Origin of the sequence: Vibrio sp. CDRSL-10 TSBA, from assembly GCA_039696685.1 — a bacterium.
Classification (GTDB): Bacteria; Pseudomonadota; Gammaproteobacteria; order Enterobacterales; family Vibrionaceae; genus Vibrio.
The window spans coordinates 2,217,222-2,234,602 of the sequence record CP155566.1; the positions used below are offsets into that span (position 1 = coordinate 2,217,222).

General features: G+C 50.7%; 18 protein-coding genes. 7 read left to right on the forward strand and 11 right to left on the reverse strand.

The features are described from left to right. The first annotated feature begins 301 nt into the window (after nucleotides 1–301). Nucleotides 302–2,527, forward strand: coding sequence for a TonB-dependent receptor (locus ABDK09_17685; protein ID XAW88817.1), 2,226 nt, complete (start codon nucleotides 302–304; stop codon nucleotides 2,525–2,527). Nucleotides 2,528–2,598: 71 nt separating this feature from the next. On the opposite strand, the gene ABDK09_17690 is transcribed toward ABDK09_17685, so the two are convergent. The 6 genes from ABDK09_17690 to ABDK09_17715 form a co-directional block, all read right to left on the reverse strand. Next, nucleotides 2,599–3,075, reverse strand: a complete 477-nt coding sequence (locus tag ABDK09_17690; protein ID XAW88818.1) for a hypothetical protein — start codon at nucleotides 3,073–3,075, stop codon at nucleotides 2,599–2,601. Nucleotides 3,076–3,089: 14 nt separating this feature from the next. Then, nucleotides 3,090–3,926 carry a DUF3100 domain-containing protein gene (locus ABDK09_17695; protein ID XAW88819.1) on the reverse strand — a complete coding sequence of 279 codons (837 nt, stop codon included), beginning with the start codon at nucleotides 3,924–3,926 and terminating at the stop codon, nucleotides 3,090–3,092. Between the two features lie 557 nt (nucleotides 3,927–4,483). Then, a complete protein-coding gene (locus ABDK09_17700; GenBank protein XAW88820.1) occupies nucleotides 4,484–5,629 on the reverse strand; it encodes a M20 aminoacylase family protein in 1,146 nt (381 codons plus the stop codon). A gap of 4 nt (nucleotides 5,630–5,633) precedes the next feature. Next, a complete protein-coding gene (locus tag ABDK09_17705) occupies nucleotides 5,634–6,437 on the reverse strand; it encodes an aldehyde dehydrogenase family protein (GenBank protein ID XAW88821.1) in 804 nt (267 codons plus the stop codon). Continuing rightward, nucleotides 6,388–7,146, reverse strand: coding sequence for an aldehyde dehydrogenase family protein (locus ABDK09_17710; GenBank protein XAW88822.1), 759 nt, complete (start codon nucleotides 7,144–7,146; stop codon nucleotides 6,388–6,390). Before ABDK09_17710 ends, ABDK09_17705 begins: the two co-directional genes overlap by 50 nt. 14 nt (nucleotides 7,147–7,160) lie before the next feature. After that, a complete protein-coding gene (locus ABDK09_17715; GenBank protein XAW88823.1) occupies nucleotides 7,161–8,099 on the reverse strand; it encodes an NAD(P)-dependent oxidoreductase in 939 nt (312 codons plus the stop codon). A 187-nt stretch (nucleotides 8,100–8,286) separates the two neighbouring features. Between ABDK09_17715 and ABDK09_17720 the strand changes: the two genes are divergently transcribed. Next, complete coding sequence (locus ABDK09_17720; GenBank protein XAW88824.1) at nucleotides 8,287–8,655, forward strand: LysR family transcriptional regulator; 369 nt, start codon at nucleotides 8,287–8,289, stop codon at nucleotides 8,653–8,655. 13 nt (nucleotides 8,656–8,668) lie between these two features. Beyond that, a complete protein-coding gene (locus ABDK09_17725) occupies nucleotides 8,669–9,196 on the forward strand; it encodes a LysR substrate-binding domain-containing protein (GenBank protein XAW88825.1) in 528 nt (175 codons plus the stop codon). A 96-nt stretch (nucleotides 9,197–9,292) separates the two neighbouring features. On the opposite strand, the gene ABDK09_17730 is transcribed toward ABDK09_17725, so the two are convergent. Continuing rightward, nucleotides 9,293–10,219, reverse strand: a complete 927-nt coding sequence (locus tag ABDK09_17730; GenBank protein XAW88826.1) for a LysR family transcriptional regulator — start codon at nucleotides 10,217–10,219, stop codon at nucleotides 9,293–9,295. Nucleotides 10,220–10,349: 130 nt separating this feature from the next. Between ABDK09_17730 and ABDK09_17735 the strand changes: the two genes are divergently transcribed. Then, nucleotides 10,350–10,802 (forward strand): lipocalin-like domain-containing protein, encoded by a 453-nt coding sequence (locus tag ABDK09_17735; GenBank protein XAW88827.1) that lies wholly within the window; start codon nucleotides 10,350–10,352, stop codon nucleotides 10,800–10,802. 65 nt (nucleotides 10,803–10,867) lie between these two features. Here the strand turns inward: ABDK09_17735 and ABDK09_17740 are convergent, their stop codons facing one another. Both ABDK09_17740 and ABDK09_17745 read right to left on the reverse strand, forming a co-directional pair. Then, nucleotides 10,868–11,137 carry an EAL domain-containing protein gene (locus ABDK09_17740; GenBank protein XAW88828.1) on the reverse strand — a complete coding sequence of 90 codons (270 nt, stop codon included), beginning with the start codon at nucleotides 11,135–11,137 and terminating at the stop codon, nucleotides 10,868–10,870. Beyond that, nucleotides 11,112–12,302: an EAL domain-containing protein gene (locus ABDK09_17745; protein XAW88829.1), complete on the reverse strand. Its 1,191-nt coding sequence runs from the start codon at nucleotides 12,300–12,302 to the stop codon at nucleotides 11,112–11,114. The genes ABDK09_17740 and ABDK09_17745 overlap by 26 nt, the downstream gene beginning before the upstream one ends. A gap of 611 nt (nucleotides 12,303–12,913) precedes the next feature. Between ABDK09_17745 and ABDK09_17750 the strand changes: the two genes are divergently transcribed. Together ABDK09_17750 and ABDK09_17755 are read left to right on the forward strand one after the other, a co-directional pair. Then, nucleotides 12,914–13,096, forward strand: a complete 183-nt coding sequence (locus ABDK09_17750; GenBank protein XAW88830.1) for a hypothetical protein — start codon at nucleotides 12,914–12,916, stop codon at nucleotides 13,094–13,096. Beyond that, on the forward strand, nucleotides 13,083–14,477 hold the full coding sequence (locus tag ABDK09_17755) for a S8 family serine peptidase (protein ID XAW88831.1): 1,395 nt from the start codon (nucleotides 13,083–13,085) through the stop codon (nucleotides 14,475–14,477). Before ABDK09_17750 ends, ABDK09_17755 begins: the two co-directional genes overlap by 14 nt. Before the next feature lie 84 nt (nucleotides 14,478–14,561). Here the strand turns inward: ABDK09_17755 and ABDK09_17760 are convergent, their stop codons facing one another. Next, nucleotides 14,562–14,933 (reverse strand): MFS transporter, encoded by a 372-nt coding sequence (locus ABDK09_17760; protein ID XAW88832.1) that lies wholly within the window; start codon nucleotides 14,931–14,933, stop codon nucleotides 14,562–14,564. Further along, the gene (locus ABDK09_17765; GenBank protein ID XAW88833.1) at nucleotides 14,899–15,945 is read right to left on the reverse strand and encodes an MFS transporter; all 1,047 of its coding nucleotides are present in this window, start codon (nucleotides 15,943–15,945) and stop codon (nucleotides 14,899–14,901) included. The genes ABDK09_17760 and ABDK09_17765 overlap by 35 nt, the downstream gene beginning before the upstream one ends. A gap of 482 nt (nucleotides 15,946–16,427) precedes the next feature. Between ABDK09_17765 and pdxY the strand changes: the two genes are divergently transcribed. Beyond that, a complete protein-coding gene (gene pdxY / locus ABDK09_17770; protein XAW88834.1) occupies nucleotides 16,428–17,285 on the forward strand; it encodes a pyridoxal kinase PdxY in 858 nt (285 codons plus the stop codon). The last annotated feature ends 96 nt before the right edge of the window (nucleotides 17,286–17,381 follow it).

Below are 17,381 nucleotides of genomic sequence, written 5' to 3' on the forward strand. Positions count from 1 at the left end.
GACGTGAATTCTCCTAGGTTGGAATGTAATTTTTCTCTGTAATTCTTTTACACTTCGTTACATAATTATGAGCGGTTCGGTAGATTTAGACAATCAGATTTGTTAGGGAATGTTTAATTGGCGTTAAATTCTCTTTCTTGATACATGACCTGACAGGTATATCGTACACCATTCTGTCGACAGTTTAACGCGCATTAATACTGACTGTTTTAAATTTAGACACATTATACACTGATGTGCATAATTAAACTGCCGCTTTGTCTGGGTGACAACCTAAAACACCAACAGAAACGGAACAGCAATGAAACGAAACAATCTTGATACCAGAATGCTGGTATTGCTTTTGCCTGCCTTCGGCACTCTGGCCGCCGATGAAAAAAGTGCTGACACTGAGCCGATGGAAACCATGGTCATCAGCGCTTCTTCGCAAAAACTGTCAGAATTTGACACTCCCGCCGCTTTGAGTGTGGTATATGGCGATGAATTACGCGATGCCAGTGCAGGCATAAACCTGTCAGAAAATACCTCAGGTATCCCTGGTCTGCTGATCCGCAATCGCAACAACTACGCTCAGGATCTGCAAATCTCTATTCGCGGTTACGGTGCCCGGGCGAGATATGGTGTGCGCGGCATTCGTATGTATGTCGATGGTATTCCCGCAACCATGCCGGACGGCCAGTCGCAAACCTCAAATATCGATATCAGCTCCATTGATAGTATGACGGTTTTGCGCGGTCCGTTTTCCGCGTTGTACGGCAACTCCTCCGGCGGTGTGATTAATATCGAAACTGAAACCGGCGCCCAACCGAACCGGGTTGAAATGAGCAGCTATTACGGCAGTTATGGCACCTGGCGCTACGGGGTGAAGGCGACCGGTAGTATTGGTAGCGGCTACGAACCGGGGGACGTGAATTACACTGTTTCAGGTACCCGTTTTGCGACCCACGGATTTCGCGATCACAGCTCAGCAGACAAGAACATAGCTAACGCCAAACTCAATGTCATTATTGATGATAAAAGCAGCGCGACGCTGATCCTCAATACCGTTGACCTGGATGCCTACGATCCGGGCACACTAAACCGTAGTGACTGGAAAAATAATCCAAGTCAGGCCCGTGATGCGGTTTATACCTACAACACGCGTAAGAATATCAATCAGACTCAGGTCGGCCTGCGCTACGAGCGTGAACTGACCGACAACGACCAACTCAGCGTGACCGGCTATGCCGGTGAACGTAAAATGAATCAATACCAGGCGATCCCCTATGCAACGCAGGAAAACAACCCACTGCATGCCGGCGGGGTGGTCGACCTGACCCGTGAATATCAAGGGATTGATACCCGCTGGACCCACAGTAACGACACATTTAGTGTGCCGTTCACCGTCACCAGCGGTTTCGATTATGAAAATATGCAAGAGCATCGTCGCGGTTACGAAAACTACGTAGAAAACGGCGGCGACTATACCACAGGGGTGAAAGGCGATTTGCGTCGTAAAGAGCGTAACCTGATGTGGAACCTCGACCCGTATGTGCAAACCTCCTGGCAACTGACTCAGGCACTGCGTCTCGATGTCGGCCTGCGTTACAGCTCGGTTTACTTCGACTCGAACGACCAGTACATCACCGCGGATAACGGTGATGACAGCGGTAGCACCAGCTACCACGAATGGCTGCCGGCCGCCTCGTTGCAATACGATATCCGCCCTGACTGGAACGTGTACACCTCGATTGGGCGTGGTTTCGAAACCCCGACCATCACCGAACTTTCGTACAGCAACGCCGGTCTGGGTGGTCTGAATCTGGATTTGCAACCTTCCACGAATACCACCCTGGAAGTCGGTACCAAGAAAGCCGTCGATGGCGGTCTGCTGACCTTCGCCCTGTTCCAGACCGATACCGATGACGAAATCATCGTCGATGACAGCGCCAATGGTCGTACAACCTACACCAACGCAGGCAAGACCCGCCGTCGTGGCGTTGAAGCCGCCTATCAGCAGCGTTTTATGGATGACTGGCAACTGATGCTGGCCTGGTCTTATATCGAAGCGAAGTTCCGCGATAACCAATGTGATGACAGCGGATGCAACAATCTGAGCGATAACTACCTGCCGGGCGTAGCCAGCCAGGTGGGCTATGCGTCTCTGGGCTATCAACCGCAGGTGGGCTGGTACGGTAAAGCCGACGTTCAGTTTATTGGCCGCACTTATGTCAACGATGACAACTCAGAGCACCTCTCCTCTTACGCGGTGTCGTCCCTGAGCAGCGGCTACAAATATGAGCTTGACCAATGGCTGTTCAACGCTTTTGTACGCGTCGATAACCTGTTTGACCGTAATTACTCCGGTAATGTCAGCGTCAACGATACCTACGGCCGCTACTACGAAACCCGCACCGGGTCGCAACTATGGCGTTGGTCTGACGGCAAGCTACAGCTTCGATTAAAACGTGATGAGAGATGGCCGAAGATGACACCCTGCCCGCGATCATCTTCGGTTCATCCATCCCACAGATTTGACGAAGTCTAAACGAAAAAAAAGGATACCCCAAACTGCGCGGGTATCCTTTCATACAGGAAACAGTGATAGCAAATCAGGTATTACAAAAAGGCCTCCGCCACCAACGCGGAACCCACATAAGTTCCGGTAAACACCAGCACAGAGACGATGGCAATTTTAATCCCTGACTGCTTAAAGAGTTTCACCTCCATGTGCGTCACCGCCATCGCCGCATAGGCCAGCACAGGTGTTGCCAGTGACAAAAAGCTCAGGCTCTGCATATAGCCCAGAATAAACTCCGAGTAAGGAAAAACGGGCAGCGTCAGTAACACACTGACAATGGATACCCAGGCAACCACCGGCAGCGGACCGCCAATCAGCTTTTTCAGTCCCATACCGACAATAATCATCGCAAACAGCATCAGCATACCGGGCAGCGCGGCCAGGAAACTGTTACCGGTTCCCGCCCAGTTACTCATCAAGGCAATGCCACAGAAAATCACCGCCAGAATGACATTTTCTTTAAAGCCCAGTACGGTTTGTTCCGGATTGTTAAATTCCATTTCGCTTGCATTCATGGTCATCTCCTCCTTTAAATGACTGACGTCTTTGCCTGAGTGGTGGCGCGCATCGCGTCCAGGCGCTTGTAGTACCACTCTGCAAATGGCAGGGCGATAAAGATCGCCACGTACAAACCTGTTGCATTAGTCAGCAGGTTACTTGCGCCGGCAAAGGCCAGAATATCATCCTTAATGTCTGGATAAGCTGCCGCCAATGTACCTGAACACGCCGCCGTCATGCTGCCGCTACCGACACCACACGCCATGGCCAGCGCTTTAGGATCAATCCAGCCGGTTGTGGCCAGAAAGCCCGCCATCAGGGCAAAGTAAATCGTGCCGAACATGGTGCCCATAACATAAACCCCCATTACGCCCACCCCTTCGCTGCTTTTAAGGCCATATTTGTCTGACACAACCGCAATATTAGGTTCGCGCGCAATGGAATACGTCGCGCCAATCGATTCACGCCCCATTTTGAACAGCAGTACCGCCACCGGCATCGCAATCAGCATGGTGGCCAGGTTACCCAGCTCCTGCATCACCATCGCCAGACCGGAATCGAGAATTTTCGGTAACGCCGGTCCAATCAAAGTGCCGAATTTGGCAATAAACGGCAGAATACCGATAGTGATAATGTAGGTCGCGACACTGGCCTGCTTCTTAGTAATTAACTTACCGGAAAAGCGGGTAATGTTGGGGTTGACGAATAAGCACAAAATAAAGGCGTAGAACAGAGGAAGAAAAAGTAGTTTCGCGCCGCCAACCGGAATACTCTGAATCCCGATTAGCTCAGAGGCAACCGTCGCCACCAGCACCAGACTGTGCAGCCGCCAGTTCAGTAACAGCTTTAATAAATCTTTGCTCACCATAATTCACTCTCCTTGAGTTATTGTTCATCCAATGAAACATTCGGTTCACAAATTCATTACAGCACACAATGTGTTCTATTAATAACGGTTTATTGTTATCAAAAAGGCAACACTAAAAATAAAAATAAATCCTTTAAAAACATAAAGATAAAAACACAAACCCAAATGAGACTAAATTCCTCTTATCCAGCTATAAGTTCAAAGCGCAACAGCTCACGCTGACGTTGTAACATTTGTCAGATAGCCATTACAGACAGATAGTCATTTCGAGAAGACAACCATTCGGGACAGGTTAGCTTCAAAGAACTCGCCCACTATCACCACCGATGAGCAGAAAGTGATAAGACATTAAACGAGGCAGAGCTCCTGTCTGAGATTGACAAACGGCAGCCTACTCTGTGTGCTGAGAGGAAAAACAGGGCCGGCGTGCGGCAAAGAGGCAAAAAATAAGATGGATATTCAGAAAAGAGAGTGGCGCGTATTCTGAGAAGAAAGATGGCAGGTATTGACAAGAAACAAGCGGGTTTCGGCCGCAACCAGAACCCGCTTTGAGAGGACTATTTGAGCAGGGTTTCAATCAGAGTTTTCCAGACACGAATCCCGGACTCAACAATCGTATCGTTGAAATCGTAATAGGCATTATGCAGCGGACGTGAAGATTCACCGGCCCCGAGCCAGAAATAAGCGCCGGGACAATGTTCCAGCATGCAGGAAAAATCCTCCGATGCCATCGACGGCGCAATATTCCAGTGCACCTGGTCCGCCCCCAAGGTGCTGCAGGCCACGTCATAGAGCTGGCGTGCCTGCTGCGGGTGATTTTCCGTCACGCTGTAACCATCGAAAAACTCACACACACAGTCCAGTCCGTGTGTGCGGCATACCCCGTTGGCAATATCATCGATAAGCGCTTTGACTTTGCTGCGCACCTGCTTGTCCAGGCAGCGATATGTCCCCTGCAACTCGACCGTTTCGGGAATGACATTGGTTGCCTCACCGCCATGAAACTGCGTCACACTGACCACCGCACTATCAAGTGGTGACAGCCGACGTGAAGTGATGGTCTGCAAAGCCGAGACCAATTCAGATCCGCACACGATAGGATCCAGCCCTTGCTCAGGCATGGCGGCATGGCCGCTCTTACCGGTCAGGGTAATTTTAAAGGTATCCAGGGATGCCATCATGGCCCCCGGATTAACTGCAACATGTCCGGCAGGCAAAGCCGGCCAGTTATGCAGACCAAACACCGCTGACATCGGATAGTCGCGGAATAGCCCTTCGTCTGCCATTCTTTTCGCGCCGCCGAGCAACTCTTCCGCTGGCTGGAAAATAAAATGCACGGTGCCTTTAAACTGGCGCGTTTCACTCAGGTATTTGGCCGCACCAAGCAGCATGGCGGTATGCCCGTCATGTCCGCAGGCGTGCATCACGCCCTGATGGCAGGACTTATGTTCCGCCTGCCCCAGCTCGGTGAAAGGCAGGGCATCAATATCGGCTCGCAGGCCAATCGTCGGCCCTTCACCGTTACTCAGAGTACCAATCACCCCGGTTTGGGCCATGCCGACATCCACCCGCAGACCAAAACTTTCCAGCAAACCCGCAATACGTTGTGAGGTTTTTACTTCCGCAAATCCGAGCTCCGGATACTGATGGAGCTCGCGCCGCCATGCGATCACCTCATCCAGTAAGGACTGAGAAATCGACATACTATTAACCCTCTACGGTACCGTAATTGAAGCTGAAAGCCGGTGAATCAGAGGTTTCAACCCAGACACTTTTCACTTCGCTGTATTCGCGCAGTACATCCACCCCGGAAGAGCGTCCGTAACCACTCTGCTTGTAGCCGCCAAATGGTGAGCTGACGTGAATGGTCTTGTAACTGTTGATCCAGAATGTACCCGCTTTGACTTTATCCGCCACGCGGTGTGCACGGCCGACGTTATTGGTCCAGACCGCGCCTGCCAGGCCAAACTGACTGTCGTTAGCGATACGCACAGCATCGGCTTCATCTTTAAACGGAATCGCCACCACCACAGGGCCGAAGATCTCCTGCTGCGCAACCTGCATGTCATTGCTGCCTTTGAGCACAGTCGGATTGATGTAGTAACCCGGCTTATCGGGATTCGGCTCAGTGCCGGCTACCACAGTGGCGCCCTCATCCGCCGCGATATTGAGCATGTTAGAGACATGCTGATACTGCTTGGCATTATTGATTGGGCCGATTTCACTGCTCAGATCGGTCGGATCACCGACCCGGATTTGCTGCGCCGCTTTCGCCACAGCCGTGACAAACGCATCAAAAATAGTTTCCTGCACCAGCAGGCGTGAGCCAGACACACAACTCTGACCCGAGCCGCCAAATATCGCGGACATTGCCCCCTTCATCGCTTTATCGAGATCCGCATCGTCAAACACGATATTGGCAGATTTGCCCCCCAACTCCAGCACACAAGGAATGGTACGTTTAGCCGCGGCGCTGGCAATGTGGCTGCCGGTATTGGGCGAAACCGACAAAACAGACTTTGCCGATATCCGCTTTGGCAATCAGGCTTTGACCAATGGTATGGCCGTAACCGGCAATCACACTTACCAACCCTTTTGGAGCACCTGCACGTTCAATCAGAGCGCCCAGAATCAGCGAGCTGACCGGAGTCAGTTCCGATGGTTTGAGAATAACTGCGTTACCGGCGGCAATAGCCGGTGCGACCTGCCATCCGGCGGTGAAAATCGGCGCATTCCACGGCGTGATCTGCATGATGGTGCCGATCGCTTCATATTTAACATAGTTAAGATGTGAGGTCGGGACCGGAATCACTTCACCATGCAGTTTATCGGTCCAGCCCGCGTAGTATTCAAACATTTCCGCAACCGCGATGATCTCACCTTTGGCATTACCAAACGGTTTATTGGCCGTCAGACATTCAATCCAGGCCAGTTGCTCAGCTTCCTGGCGCAGCTCCGCGCCAATGCGGTTCATTACCCGCCCGCGCTCTTTCGCCGGTAACTGCCACCAGGCTTGCTGGGCAACCTTGGCCACTTCGTCCACCGTTGCCACCAGCTCTTCATCCGCATCCGAATAAGAAAGCAGCACGCTCTCATCATGTGCTTGAACCAGGTCGATAGTCTCGCCCTTACCGAGTACAATCGCGCCATTGACCCAACTGCCGATTTGCTCGCTGCCCAGATATTGCTCCAAAGCCGCGCTTAATTGTTGATACGTCATATGATCTTCCTTGCTTAAAACGTAGTGTTATCGGATTGTTTGACGATCGCGTTGAAATCATCCTGATCGGTTAACGCGTCACTTTGCTGCCACATTTCAATCACCGTGCGCGAGAGTGGCATCGCAAGATCAAGCTCATCGGCCAGCTTTTGCGCCAGACCAACGTCTTTGCGCATCAGCCCCATAGTAAAACCGGAGTCGTAGGCCTGATTGAGAATCCATTTCGGGAAGTTGACCTGGCTGACACCACTGCGGCCGGAACCGGCATTGACGCCTTCCAGAACTTTGTGCGGATCAACGCCTGCTTTGACCGCCATGCTGATCACTTCCGCATTGGTAATCAAATGGGCTGCACACAACATGTTGTTGGCAATTTTGGCGATATTACCCGCACCGACATCGCCGATATGAACCTGAACAGAGCTGATTTTTTCCAGTACCGGCATCACTTTTTCAACCACACTGGCTTCGCCGCCTAACACCATGCTCATGGTGCCGGACGCCGCGCCCGCCGGGCCTCCGGAAACCGGTGCATCGATGAAATCAATCCGGGCCGTTTTCAGTGCGCTGGCGACTTTGCGGCTGACATCGGCTTCTGATGTCGTGGTATCCACCACGATAAGTCCCGGTTTACCAAAACTCAGCAGACCTTGCTCGCCCAGGCACAGTTGCTCAACGTGTTCCGCTTTCGGTAAAGACAAAATAATCACATCACACAAGCGGGTAAATTCGCCCAGTTCCGCCACCGGTGTCACTCCGCGCGCGGCGATTTTCTCCAGAGCCTGAGCTGACAAGTCATAACCGAAAACCGTCTGATTTTTGCCGGCCAGAGTCGCGGCCATGCCGGCGCCCATATTGCCCAAACCAATCACGCCTACTTTCATATCTCTATCCTTAAGCTGGTTATCCTTGTGATGACGATAAAGCGCCCGCTGTCGCTGACTAAAGTGCAAGCTTCCCGCTCACCCGCCATGCAGGTAACCATACATCGACCATCACTTTGAAAAAGAAGTGCTACCAAATTGTTAATAAAATGGGTGACTTCAGGTTGTTTTGGAGTATAAATAGAGCCTGTGTTCCTAACAATAAACCTAATTTCAAAATTTGTTGCTTTAACGGCAACACAGAAAACGGTGGTCTATGAGCTTTTTACAAGAGAGTCGCATTAAGTTTTTTTACGAAGCCGTGCAACATGGCAGTGTTCGGGCGGCAGCCGATTTTCTAAACATTGCCCCCTCAGCGGTCAGTCGCCAAATCAGCCAACTGGAGCAGGAAATTGATACGATTCTGATCGAACGTCACCGGCGTGGTATTAAAGCGACAGAAGCCGGTGAGCAGTTGCTGAGTTATTACAAACGCTACTTGATTCAACAGGAAGTGCTGCTTGATAACCTCAAATCACTGCGTGGTTTGCAAACCGGGACCATAGAGCTGGCCATCGGTGAGGGATTCATTAACGTCGTCGCCAAGGCAATGTGTAAGTTTCGCCGAGCGGTATCCGGAGATTAAGATTATTCTCTCGGTGCACAGTGGTAATGACGTGCTGCGGAAGGTGGTGGATGACGATGCCCACATCGGTGTTGTGTTTAACCCACCTCAGCATCCTAAAATGCGTACCCATTACTCCTCCAAACATCCGATGATCGTCGCGGTCGGTAAAAACCATCCCTTGCGCCTGGAACCCCAGCCTTTATCGATGGAAGCGCTGAAAAAGTATCCCATCGCACTGCCGGATCTGGCTCATGGCGTCAGACAACTGATTGAAGAGGTAGAAAAAGAAGTCAGCGTCACTCTGACACCCAACGTCATCAGCAACAACCTGACAGCTCTGCACTGCTACGCCGCGAATGGCGGAGTCACCATCATGCCAAATTTCATGCTGAAAAGTATGCCGGACTGGTATAATTCACTCGATAGCCTGGCGCTCGATAACGAACACCTCAATAACACAGACTCAGTGGTATTTACCCGCTTAGGCCGTCAGCTTGGCCCGGCGCCGGCCGAGTTCTTAAAATGCCTGGTCACCGTGCTTGGCGAAGAGATTGACTAACTGTTAGGCGAACTAAGTAACAGGCTGTCTAAGTGATGATTCGCACAACCATTTTCTGCTCTGGGTGAATGTCTGGCGGATCGGCCGGAACTTAATCTAATCTGACGAAGCCGTTGCAGCGTCGAGCAAAGATGTAACCAAACTGCGTAACCAGAGCATCCCCGGGTCAAGATTGTTGCGCGGGTGCCAGGCCAGCGCCAGTTGATAGCTTTCAGCGGCAAACGGCAGACTAAATGTGTCCAGTGAATCTTCACTCTGCTGCAACAATAAATCCGGTAGCGTGCACACATAATCCGAACTAAGCAGAATCGTACGAACCATTGCAGCTTGCGGTACGGCCACCATAACCGGTCGTTGCAGCCCCATGGCATCGAGATAGTCGTCCATATAACCACGAAAACGCTCACGCTGCGGTGATACAACGACATGTTTTAACTCGCAGTAGGTTTTAATATCCAGCGGTTTGATGCCTCGTGGATGTCCCTTACGCTGCACCATCACAAACGGAGTCTGACTCAGTACGACCGATTCCAGTCCGTCCGGCAGTTCACGCACTGATTCGACCAAAAGATCATAAATACCCAGCTCCATTTCACTGCCTGTCTGCGCGGGTGAACTGATGCTACAGGTTAATTTGATCCCGGGTCCGGCCTGCTCAGCCATACGGGCAATTAGAGATGCACTGAGCAAGGCTGCGGCACCATCGCACATGGCTACATGAAAATGACGTTGATCGGTTTGCGGATCGAAACTCAGCTCCGTGTCGACCACGCTTCCCAGCGTTCTCAACGCCGATTGCAGAGGCTGCTGCAGCATCAACGCCCGCCTGGTAGGGGTCATGCCGCGCCGGTGTTGCAGCGGCACTAATAACGGATCGTCAAACAGCTCCCTTAATCGAGCCAACTGAGCCGACATAGCTGGCTGACTGAGATGCAGCCGCTGCGCGGCCCGGGTAACATTACACTCAGCCAGCAGGACATCTAATGAAACCAACAAGTTAAGATCAATTCTGCTCAGATCCATAAGTCATCCAAATTATTTATAACTTTAATAATAATAAACAATTTGTTCGATAGCAGAAGCGAAAGGTAAGGTGAATATAAGCGACAAGAAGATCGTGTTTTGAGTACAGAGTGAACCGGAGTAGTAAAACATGAGCCCAACCCCATTACGTAAACAGCTGATCGGCACCTGGCGCCTGGTCTCTTATGTCGAAAAACCGCTTGACGGTTCAGAGCCTAATTATCCCTTTGGCAAAACACCTAAGGGGCTGATTCTGTATACACCCGATGGCTACATGTCAGCTCAGCTATGCAGTGTAAACCGCCCTGATTTCGCCTCAGAAGATCGCTTCAACGCGTCAGCGCAGGAATTGGCCACTCAGGCCGGCTCTTACATCGCTTATTCGGGCCCATACTTTGTCGATGATGACACTCACTCACTGAGCCACACCATGTCTCTTTCACTGTACCCTAACTGGACCGGACAAACCCAACCACGCACAGTTCAAATAGACGGTGACGATCTCAGACTGAGCACCCAAATCCCGTTTATTTCCGGCGGCAAACAGGTTCACTCTCATCTGCACTGGATTCGTGTCCGCTAAACTCTCGCTGTATTTGCTGTTACGCAAAGCAAAAGGGATAGCTTCATGGCTATCCCTTCGTTGCCTCACCCTCTGTGATTGATCAACTTAAGCAAATCATAGAAAGACATCGATTTATAGAAATACCAGCCCTGGATAAATGCGGTCGGGCAATGCTTTTGGATCATGTGGTATTCGCGTTCAGTTTCTACTCCCTCAAACACCACTTCTTTTTGCAGGCTGGTCACCAATTCCATAACCGGTGACACCATATCTTTTTTCAGATCGTAGTTCAGTGCATTGACAAATACCCGGTCAACTTTAATGTAATCAAAGTCGATTTCGGTCAGCCACACCAGATTCGATACGCCGGTGCCAAAATCGTCCAGAAACCACCATAAAACCCATCGCCCGGGCCTGATTGGAGAAATCCGCCAGCTCTTTCAGCGGTACCGCAATACGTTCCGTGATTTCAATCTTCAGCTGTTCTGGTAAAAAACCTTGCTCATCCACCAAGCGCTTAAGAAACGGCAAAAATTGCGGGTCCTGAATTTCAAACGTTCCGATATTGATCCCCACGGAAAAATGCGGCAGTTCTTTCAGTACCGGCGCCATATCAACGATGGCTCGCTGGGCAGTAAAATAAGCCAGCTGCGGATACAGACCAAGCTTTTCCGCAATACGGATAAACAGCTCCGGCGACACTTTACCAAACACTTTGTCTTCCCAGCGCACCAAACTTTCCACCGCGATGATTTGGTTGTCGGCAACGGAAACAATCGGCTGATACTCCATATAGAGTGTCTGCTGCCTGAGCGCATGACGAAAGCGCACTTCCATCGCATTGCGCCTCTGCAAAAACGCACAGAACGAATAAGTCAGCAACCAGCAAAACAGCCCGCAAATCACGGTAACGCCCAAAATCACTTTGCCGGAGTAGTAAAACAGCCCTGCATTAGGATTATGGGTATTCACACAGTAACTGTATTTCTGGCTGCAGATATTGGTGTCTAACTCGATTCCGAACGCTTCACCATCAAGATTGGAAGGAGAATAAGCAATGAAAACGTGATTGTTTCTGGGCGAGGTAACATCAAACTCAAAATCCGGCATCTGACGCACTTTACGTGTATACGGCGTCGCCAGACTGACCGTAAAAACGTTGTTCAGTATCGTGATATTGTATTTGTCATTCAGATCAAACAGATTGGACGCATCAGAGTAGAAACGGTAACCCTTAAAAGCGGATACCTCTTTGGCCTCAATCTCTACGGGTGTAAAAGCGCCCCAGTTCGCCGTGCAGGACACCTGAATACCATCGATGTAACCCATGTCATAGATTTCTGAGTTTTGGTGTACCAACTTTCTGAGCGCATTAAGATTCTCATCTTCGCAACCCCTTCCGCCCAGTGCATCGGCCTCATCCAGTACAGCAATGATTTGTGAGGTCACCATCTCGGAGTTTTGCAGGATGTCTCGGGCGAATTCCTGCTGCTTTTCTTCCTGAAACTGATACGCCATAAAAGTAACCACAGACAATATCGCGACCATGAGCAACGAAAACAACAGTCCTTTAAATGCGTATTTGTTCACTGAATACCTAATTGAGCACACCGATTAATGTAATCAATGTAGTTGATTTTCCGATAAATGGTACTGCGGTCAATCACAAAGATTATCAACCAACGACTGCTTTCGGAGCGAAAACCGAGTCAGGTAAATGTACCGAGCAAAGCCATTTCGCGGAGACTGAACCAGCAAAAAGGCCGAGTTTCATCCTCGGCTGCTAAACATCAAACTGATCACAAAAAATATTAGTTATAGTTTTATCATTTAAATATTTGAATCACAGAAACATTATGCAGTACAAGGCCTGAGCGGCCTTAATCGGGTTCGAATAACTGACCGGCAATGTCTAAAGTTAATCAATAAACCCGCTGATTCGGAGCCGTACCGTCCATCAGTCAACAGCCCTGTTTTATTCAAGCTAAGGATAACTTATGTTTTCTCACGCTTTCATACTAACCCGTTCACTCTTGTTGGCATTTGTCTTGGCTGTGCTACCTCTGCATATCCAAGCCGTCCAACCATCTCAGGCATTACAGACCCGAGCTTCTGAAGATACTGTATTAGTGAAGTTTAAGCCCGGTGTAGCAGCAGACTCGAAACGCTCAGCCCATGCCCAGGCTCAGGGCAACGTGAGAAATCACATTGAATCCATTGAGGTGGACGTAGTGCAAGTCCCCAAAGGGTCGGTCTCCGCTGCCATTGCGCTATACAGCAACAATCCCAATGTTGTCTATGCAGAAACCTAACTATGTCCGGCCACTCTATTTTCCAGCCACCAACGAAGGCAGCGAACCCGGGCTGAATATTGAAAACAATTTTGATCAGCAGTATGGCCTGCACAACACGGGTCAGGCGTTTGGCGCCGTAGCGGATGCATTAGGAAATTTAATTGTCCCCGCTTATCAAGGTACAACAAATGCAGACATTAACGCACCGGAGGGCTGGAGCGCGGCAAGTAATCAGACTGAGGTTGCGGTGGCGGTAATTGACAGTGGAGTCACCTGTACTCACCTTGATTTAGCCGGTAAATGCATTGAAGAAATCAACTTCGTTGCCTCGCATGGTTCCGGCCCGGAAGACGTTCTCGGCCACGGTACTCATGTGGCCGGGATTATTGCTGCAACCACAAACAATGGCATCGGTATCGCTGGCGTTGCACCGCAAGCAAAAATCGGTGCGATGAAAGTATGTTGGGAAGACATCAGTTTGGCGTGGCTTGGTATTATCATCAGTCAGTGCGAGGATGCGGACGTTGCGAGCGCACTGACTTATGTTGCTGACTCCGGACTGTACCGGGTCATCAATATCAGCCTGGCAGGCACAGAAGTTTCGTCAACCTTAGGCGCAGCGATAAAATATGCCTGGGACAAAGGGCTCGTGATCATTGGCGCAGCAGGCAATGCTTATTCGTCAGAGGTCTATTATCCTGCCGGCTATGATGAAGTGATCGCTGTTGGCGCAACGGACTATCATGACAATCTGGCCGCCTACTCCACTTTTGGTCACTGGGTATCGGTTCTGGCACCGGGAACCGCCATATTGTCGACCGTTCCGGGTGGTGCTTGTGGCCAGCCTGCTGATGACCCAAGTGATTGTTACGATTATAAATCCGGCACCTCGATGGCTGCGCCTCATGTGGCAGGCGTTGCCGCCGTGATGGCCGCTCAGTATCAGCAGTTAACTAACACGGAAATTCGCGCCGCAATTGAAGGCAGTGCCGACCCGATTGGAGCGCTCGGCCAGAACTTTCATGCCTGGTCAATTTATGGCCGGGTCAATATGCTGGCAGCGGTGAACTACGACTCCACTCCGATCATTGCCGTAACCCACTCTGTCACTGCACTACTGGCCGAAACCGTCAATGCTGGCAAAGGCAGCAAACAGGGGCGGGTTACTGTCACTGTCAGAGATAATCTGGGTAATCCAGTCAACGGCGCGGTGGTACAAGGCGATTTTGACGTCGACAGCCATACATCCGTTACTCAGGTGACAGACAGTACAGGTAATGCCGTTTTTACCTCACAATACTCAGCAAAAGGCGGTATTACGTTCAGCTTCTGTGTCACGAACATCACCAGCAATTCTACCAATTGGAGCGAGACCGAACGTTGTGTCTCATTCCCTTAGCCGTCGTAGCCGGTTAACTTCTGCACCCAGTCAACTTCTGCAAATCATAAAGCCTCCCTTTCAGGAGGCTTTGCTCATATGGATTCAGACAGTTTCAACCAGTTCCGCCTGACTTTGCCGGGCGCTATCTGCCCGCTGGCGATATGGAAGAAACAACAGCGCTGCTGCAGCGATCAACGAACACAGCCCCATCAGTAATGCCACATAGGATAATACTTCGGTTAATCCGCTACCATCATCCACTCCTTGCTGCATCAGAATACCCGCCAGCCAAGGGGCGATAATGGCGCCGGCCCGGCCAACACCAATCACAAATCCGGTACCGGTCGCGCGAACATGGGTCGGAAAAACATACGCCACCAGAGTATAAATGCCCGAAACCCCCGCGTTGGCAAAAAAGCCCGCCAGCGCCGCTAACATGCTAAGCTGAGCCAACTGCGGTTTCAGCGCGGCCAAACAAGGTCACCGCGCCTGACGTCAGGACCAGAATCGCAATGGTCAGTGGTTTAAGGCCGATTTTTTGACTGAGCAGACCAAACAGCAATCCGCCCAGCACACCACCGACATTGACCCAAAACAGTACACCAGCGGCGGATGCTGCGCCAATCCCCATCTGCACTACGATGGTCGGCGTCCATTTCAGGACGTAGTAGAAAGTGATCATCTGAAACAGGTAGGCCAGCGTCATCAGCAGTGTCGCGACCAGCAATTTTCGCGAAAAAATATCCAGGATTGACGCTTTGTGCTCTGCCGCCGGTTTACGTGCCAGCGCCTGTACCGGTGCATGACCAATTTTTATCAGCGCCTGATTAACACGTGCCAAAGCTTGCTTAGGCTGGACGCGGCACAGCCATTCCACCGACTCCGGCAGTAACAGGGCGCTGAGCGGGATCATCACGACTGAAATCACCGCGCCGGCTAAAAACATATCACGCCAGTTTACCGCACCCGCTTCAAGCACCACACTGCCGATCAGACCGCAGATGATACCGCCCAGCGGGTAACCAATCACCATCAGAGAAATACACAAACCGCGCTGCTTCTTATTAGAAAACTCCGCCACCACCGCATTAGTGGTTGAAAGCAACCCGCCAATACCGAGACCAGTGTAAACCCGCCAGGCGCACAGCATTTCGATACTCTCAACGTGAGCCACCAACCACATGCCGCTGGTCATCACCGCCAAACAACCCAGTACCATTTTGCGACGGCCTATTTTATCCGCCACGCCACCGAGCAAAATAGAACCCAGCGCCATTCCGAGCAGTTCCATCGACAGCACGGCGCCAAGCCCTGCGCGATCAAGACCAAACTCGGCCATAATGCCAGAGCCGGACACACTGATTGCCAGTACATCAAAGCCATCAACAGCACTGAACAGTACCGTGATGGCGACAATCACAACCTGCATCCAGGTCATTGGTGACTCGTCAATACGACTGCGTGGATCCGCGGCTAACTGGGTCATGGCTACTATCCTCAAAAAGCAAAACAAGGCTGATATACAACATGAGACATAAATACGTCCGGAAGTCTGCATATTCACTTGATGTGCGCACACGAGCAAGGTGGGTTTACTCATAAGGATTATGAATTAATTTCAAGTTAATGAATTTCGTACAAGTATCGTTCACATAGTTGCCTACAGAGGAGACTTACTTTACCTACTCTACGAACCCATACGTTAAGAGTGGGCGGCAAGTTCTATTTCATTCCAAACCGCCAGGCAAACGTTTACTTAGTTCAAACTCGTGAAATTTGCTGTATTTTCCGCCAACCTCAGCAGTACACAGTGGAGATAAAATCACTCAAATGGTGACTTTTACAGCCAATCTCACTCAGCACCTAAGATAGCGTTTGACACTACTGCGTTTGAGGGTATGTTTAGGTGCCATAAGTCACGGCACCCGCTTCAGGTTGCGTCAATATCGTTAGTTAACAGAGAGAGTCATGAAAGGAATCTTATCCATCCAGAGTCATGTGGTATTTGGTCATGCAGGCAACAGTTCTGCCGTCTTCCCGATTCAACGTATGGGATTAGAAGTGTGGCCGATTCACACGGTTCAGTTTTCCAACCACACCCAGTATCCGCAAGGCTTTACCGGGAAGAGTTTTGATTCCAATGATATTTCCACTCTGATCCAAGGTCTGAATAACATTGGTCAGCTTGCCGAGTGTCAGGCGATCATTTCCGGCTATCAGGGCAGTGCCGAGCAGTGCCTGGCTGTTGCCGACGCAGTCAAACAGATTAAGCAGCAAAACCAAGCGGCACTGTATGTATGTGACCCGGTGATGGGCGATCCGAAGAAAGGCTGTATTGTCTCCGATGGCGTTGCCGAACAGTTAATTCAGAACCTGATGCCTATCGCCGATGTCATTGTGCCCAATCAGTTTGAACTGACCGCCTTTACCGGTATGGAGATTCATTCGCTGGACGAGGCGATCGCCGCCTGTAATAAAGCGCTTGAACTGGGACCTAAAGTGGTACTGGTGAAACACTTGCACTCAATTTCAGATGAGATGTTCAGTTCAATCCTGGCCACGGAAGAAGGCTGCTATCTGATTCAGCGTCCGGAGCTGCCTTTTGACAAAGCACCGGTCGGCGTGGGTGACCTGATCAGCGGCATCTTTACCGCGTGTCTGGTCAAAGGGCTTTCTCCGCTTGAAGCCTTCTCGCATACCAACAATGCGGTTTACGGCGTCATGGAAGTGACCAAGGCGCATGGCGAGTGGGAACTGATGACCGTGCTGGGCCAGGATGAGATCGTCAATCCAACCCACAGCTTTGCGACTGACAAAATTGCCTGAGCGCTTATTGTTTTAAATCGCCCGGCTGCTTGCACTCATTCAAAGTTTCAGGCCACCTGTTCAGGTGGCCTGACTGTTATCCGCGCTTAGCTGCGG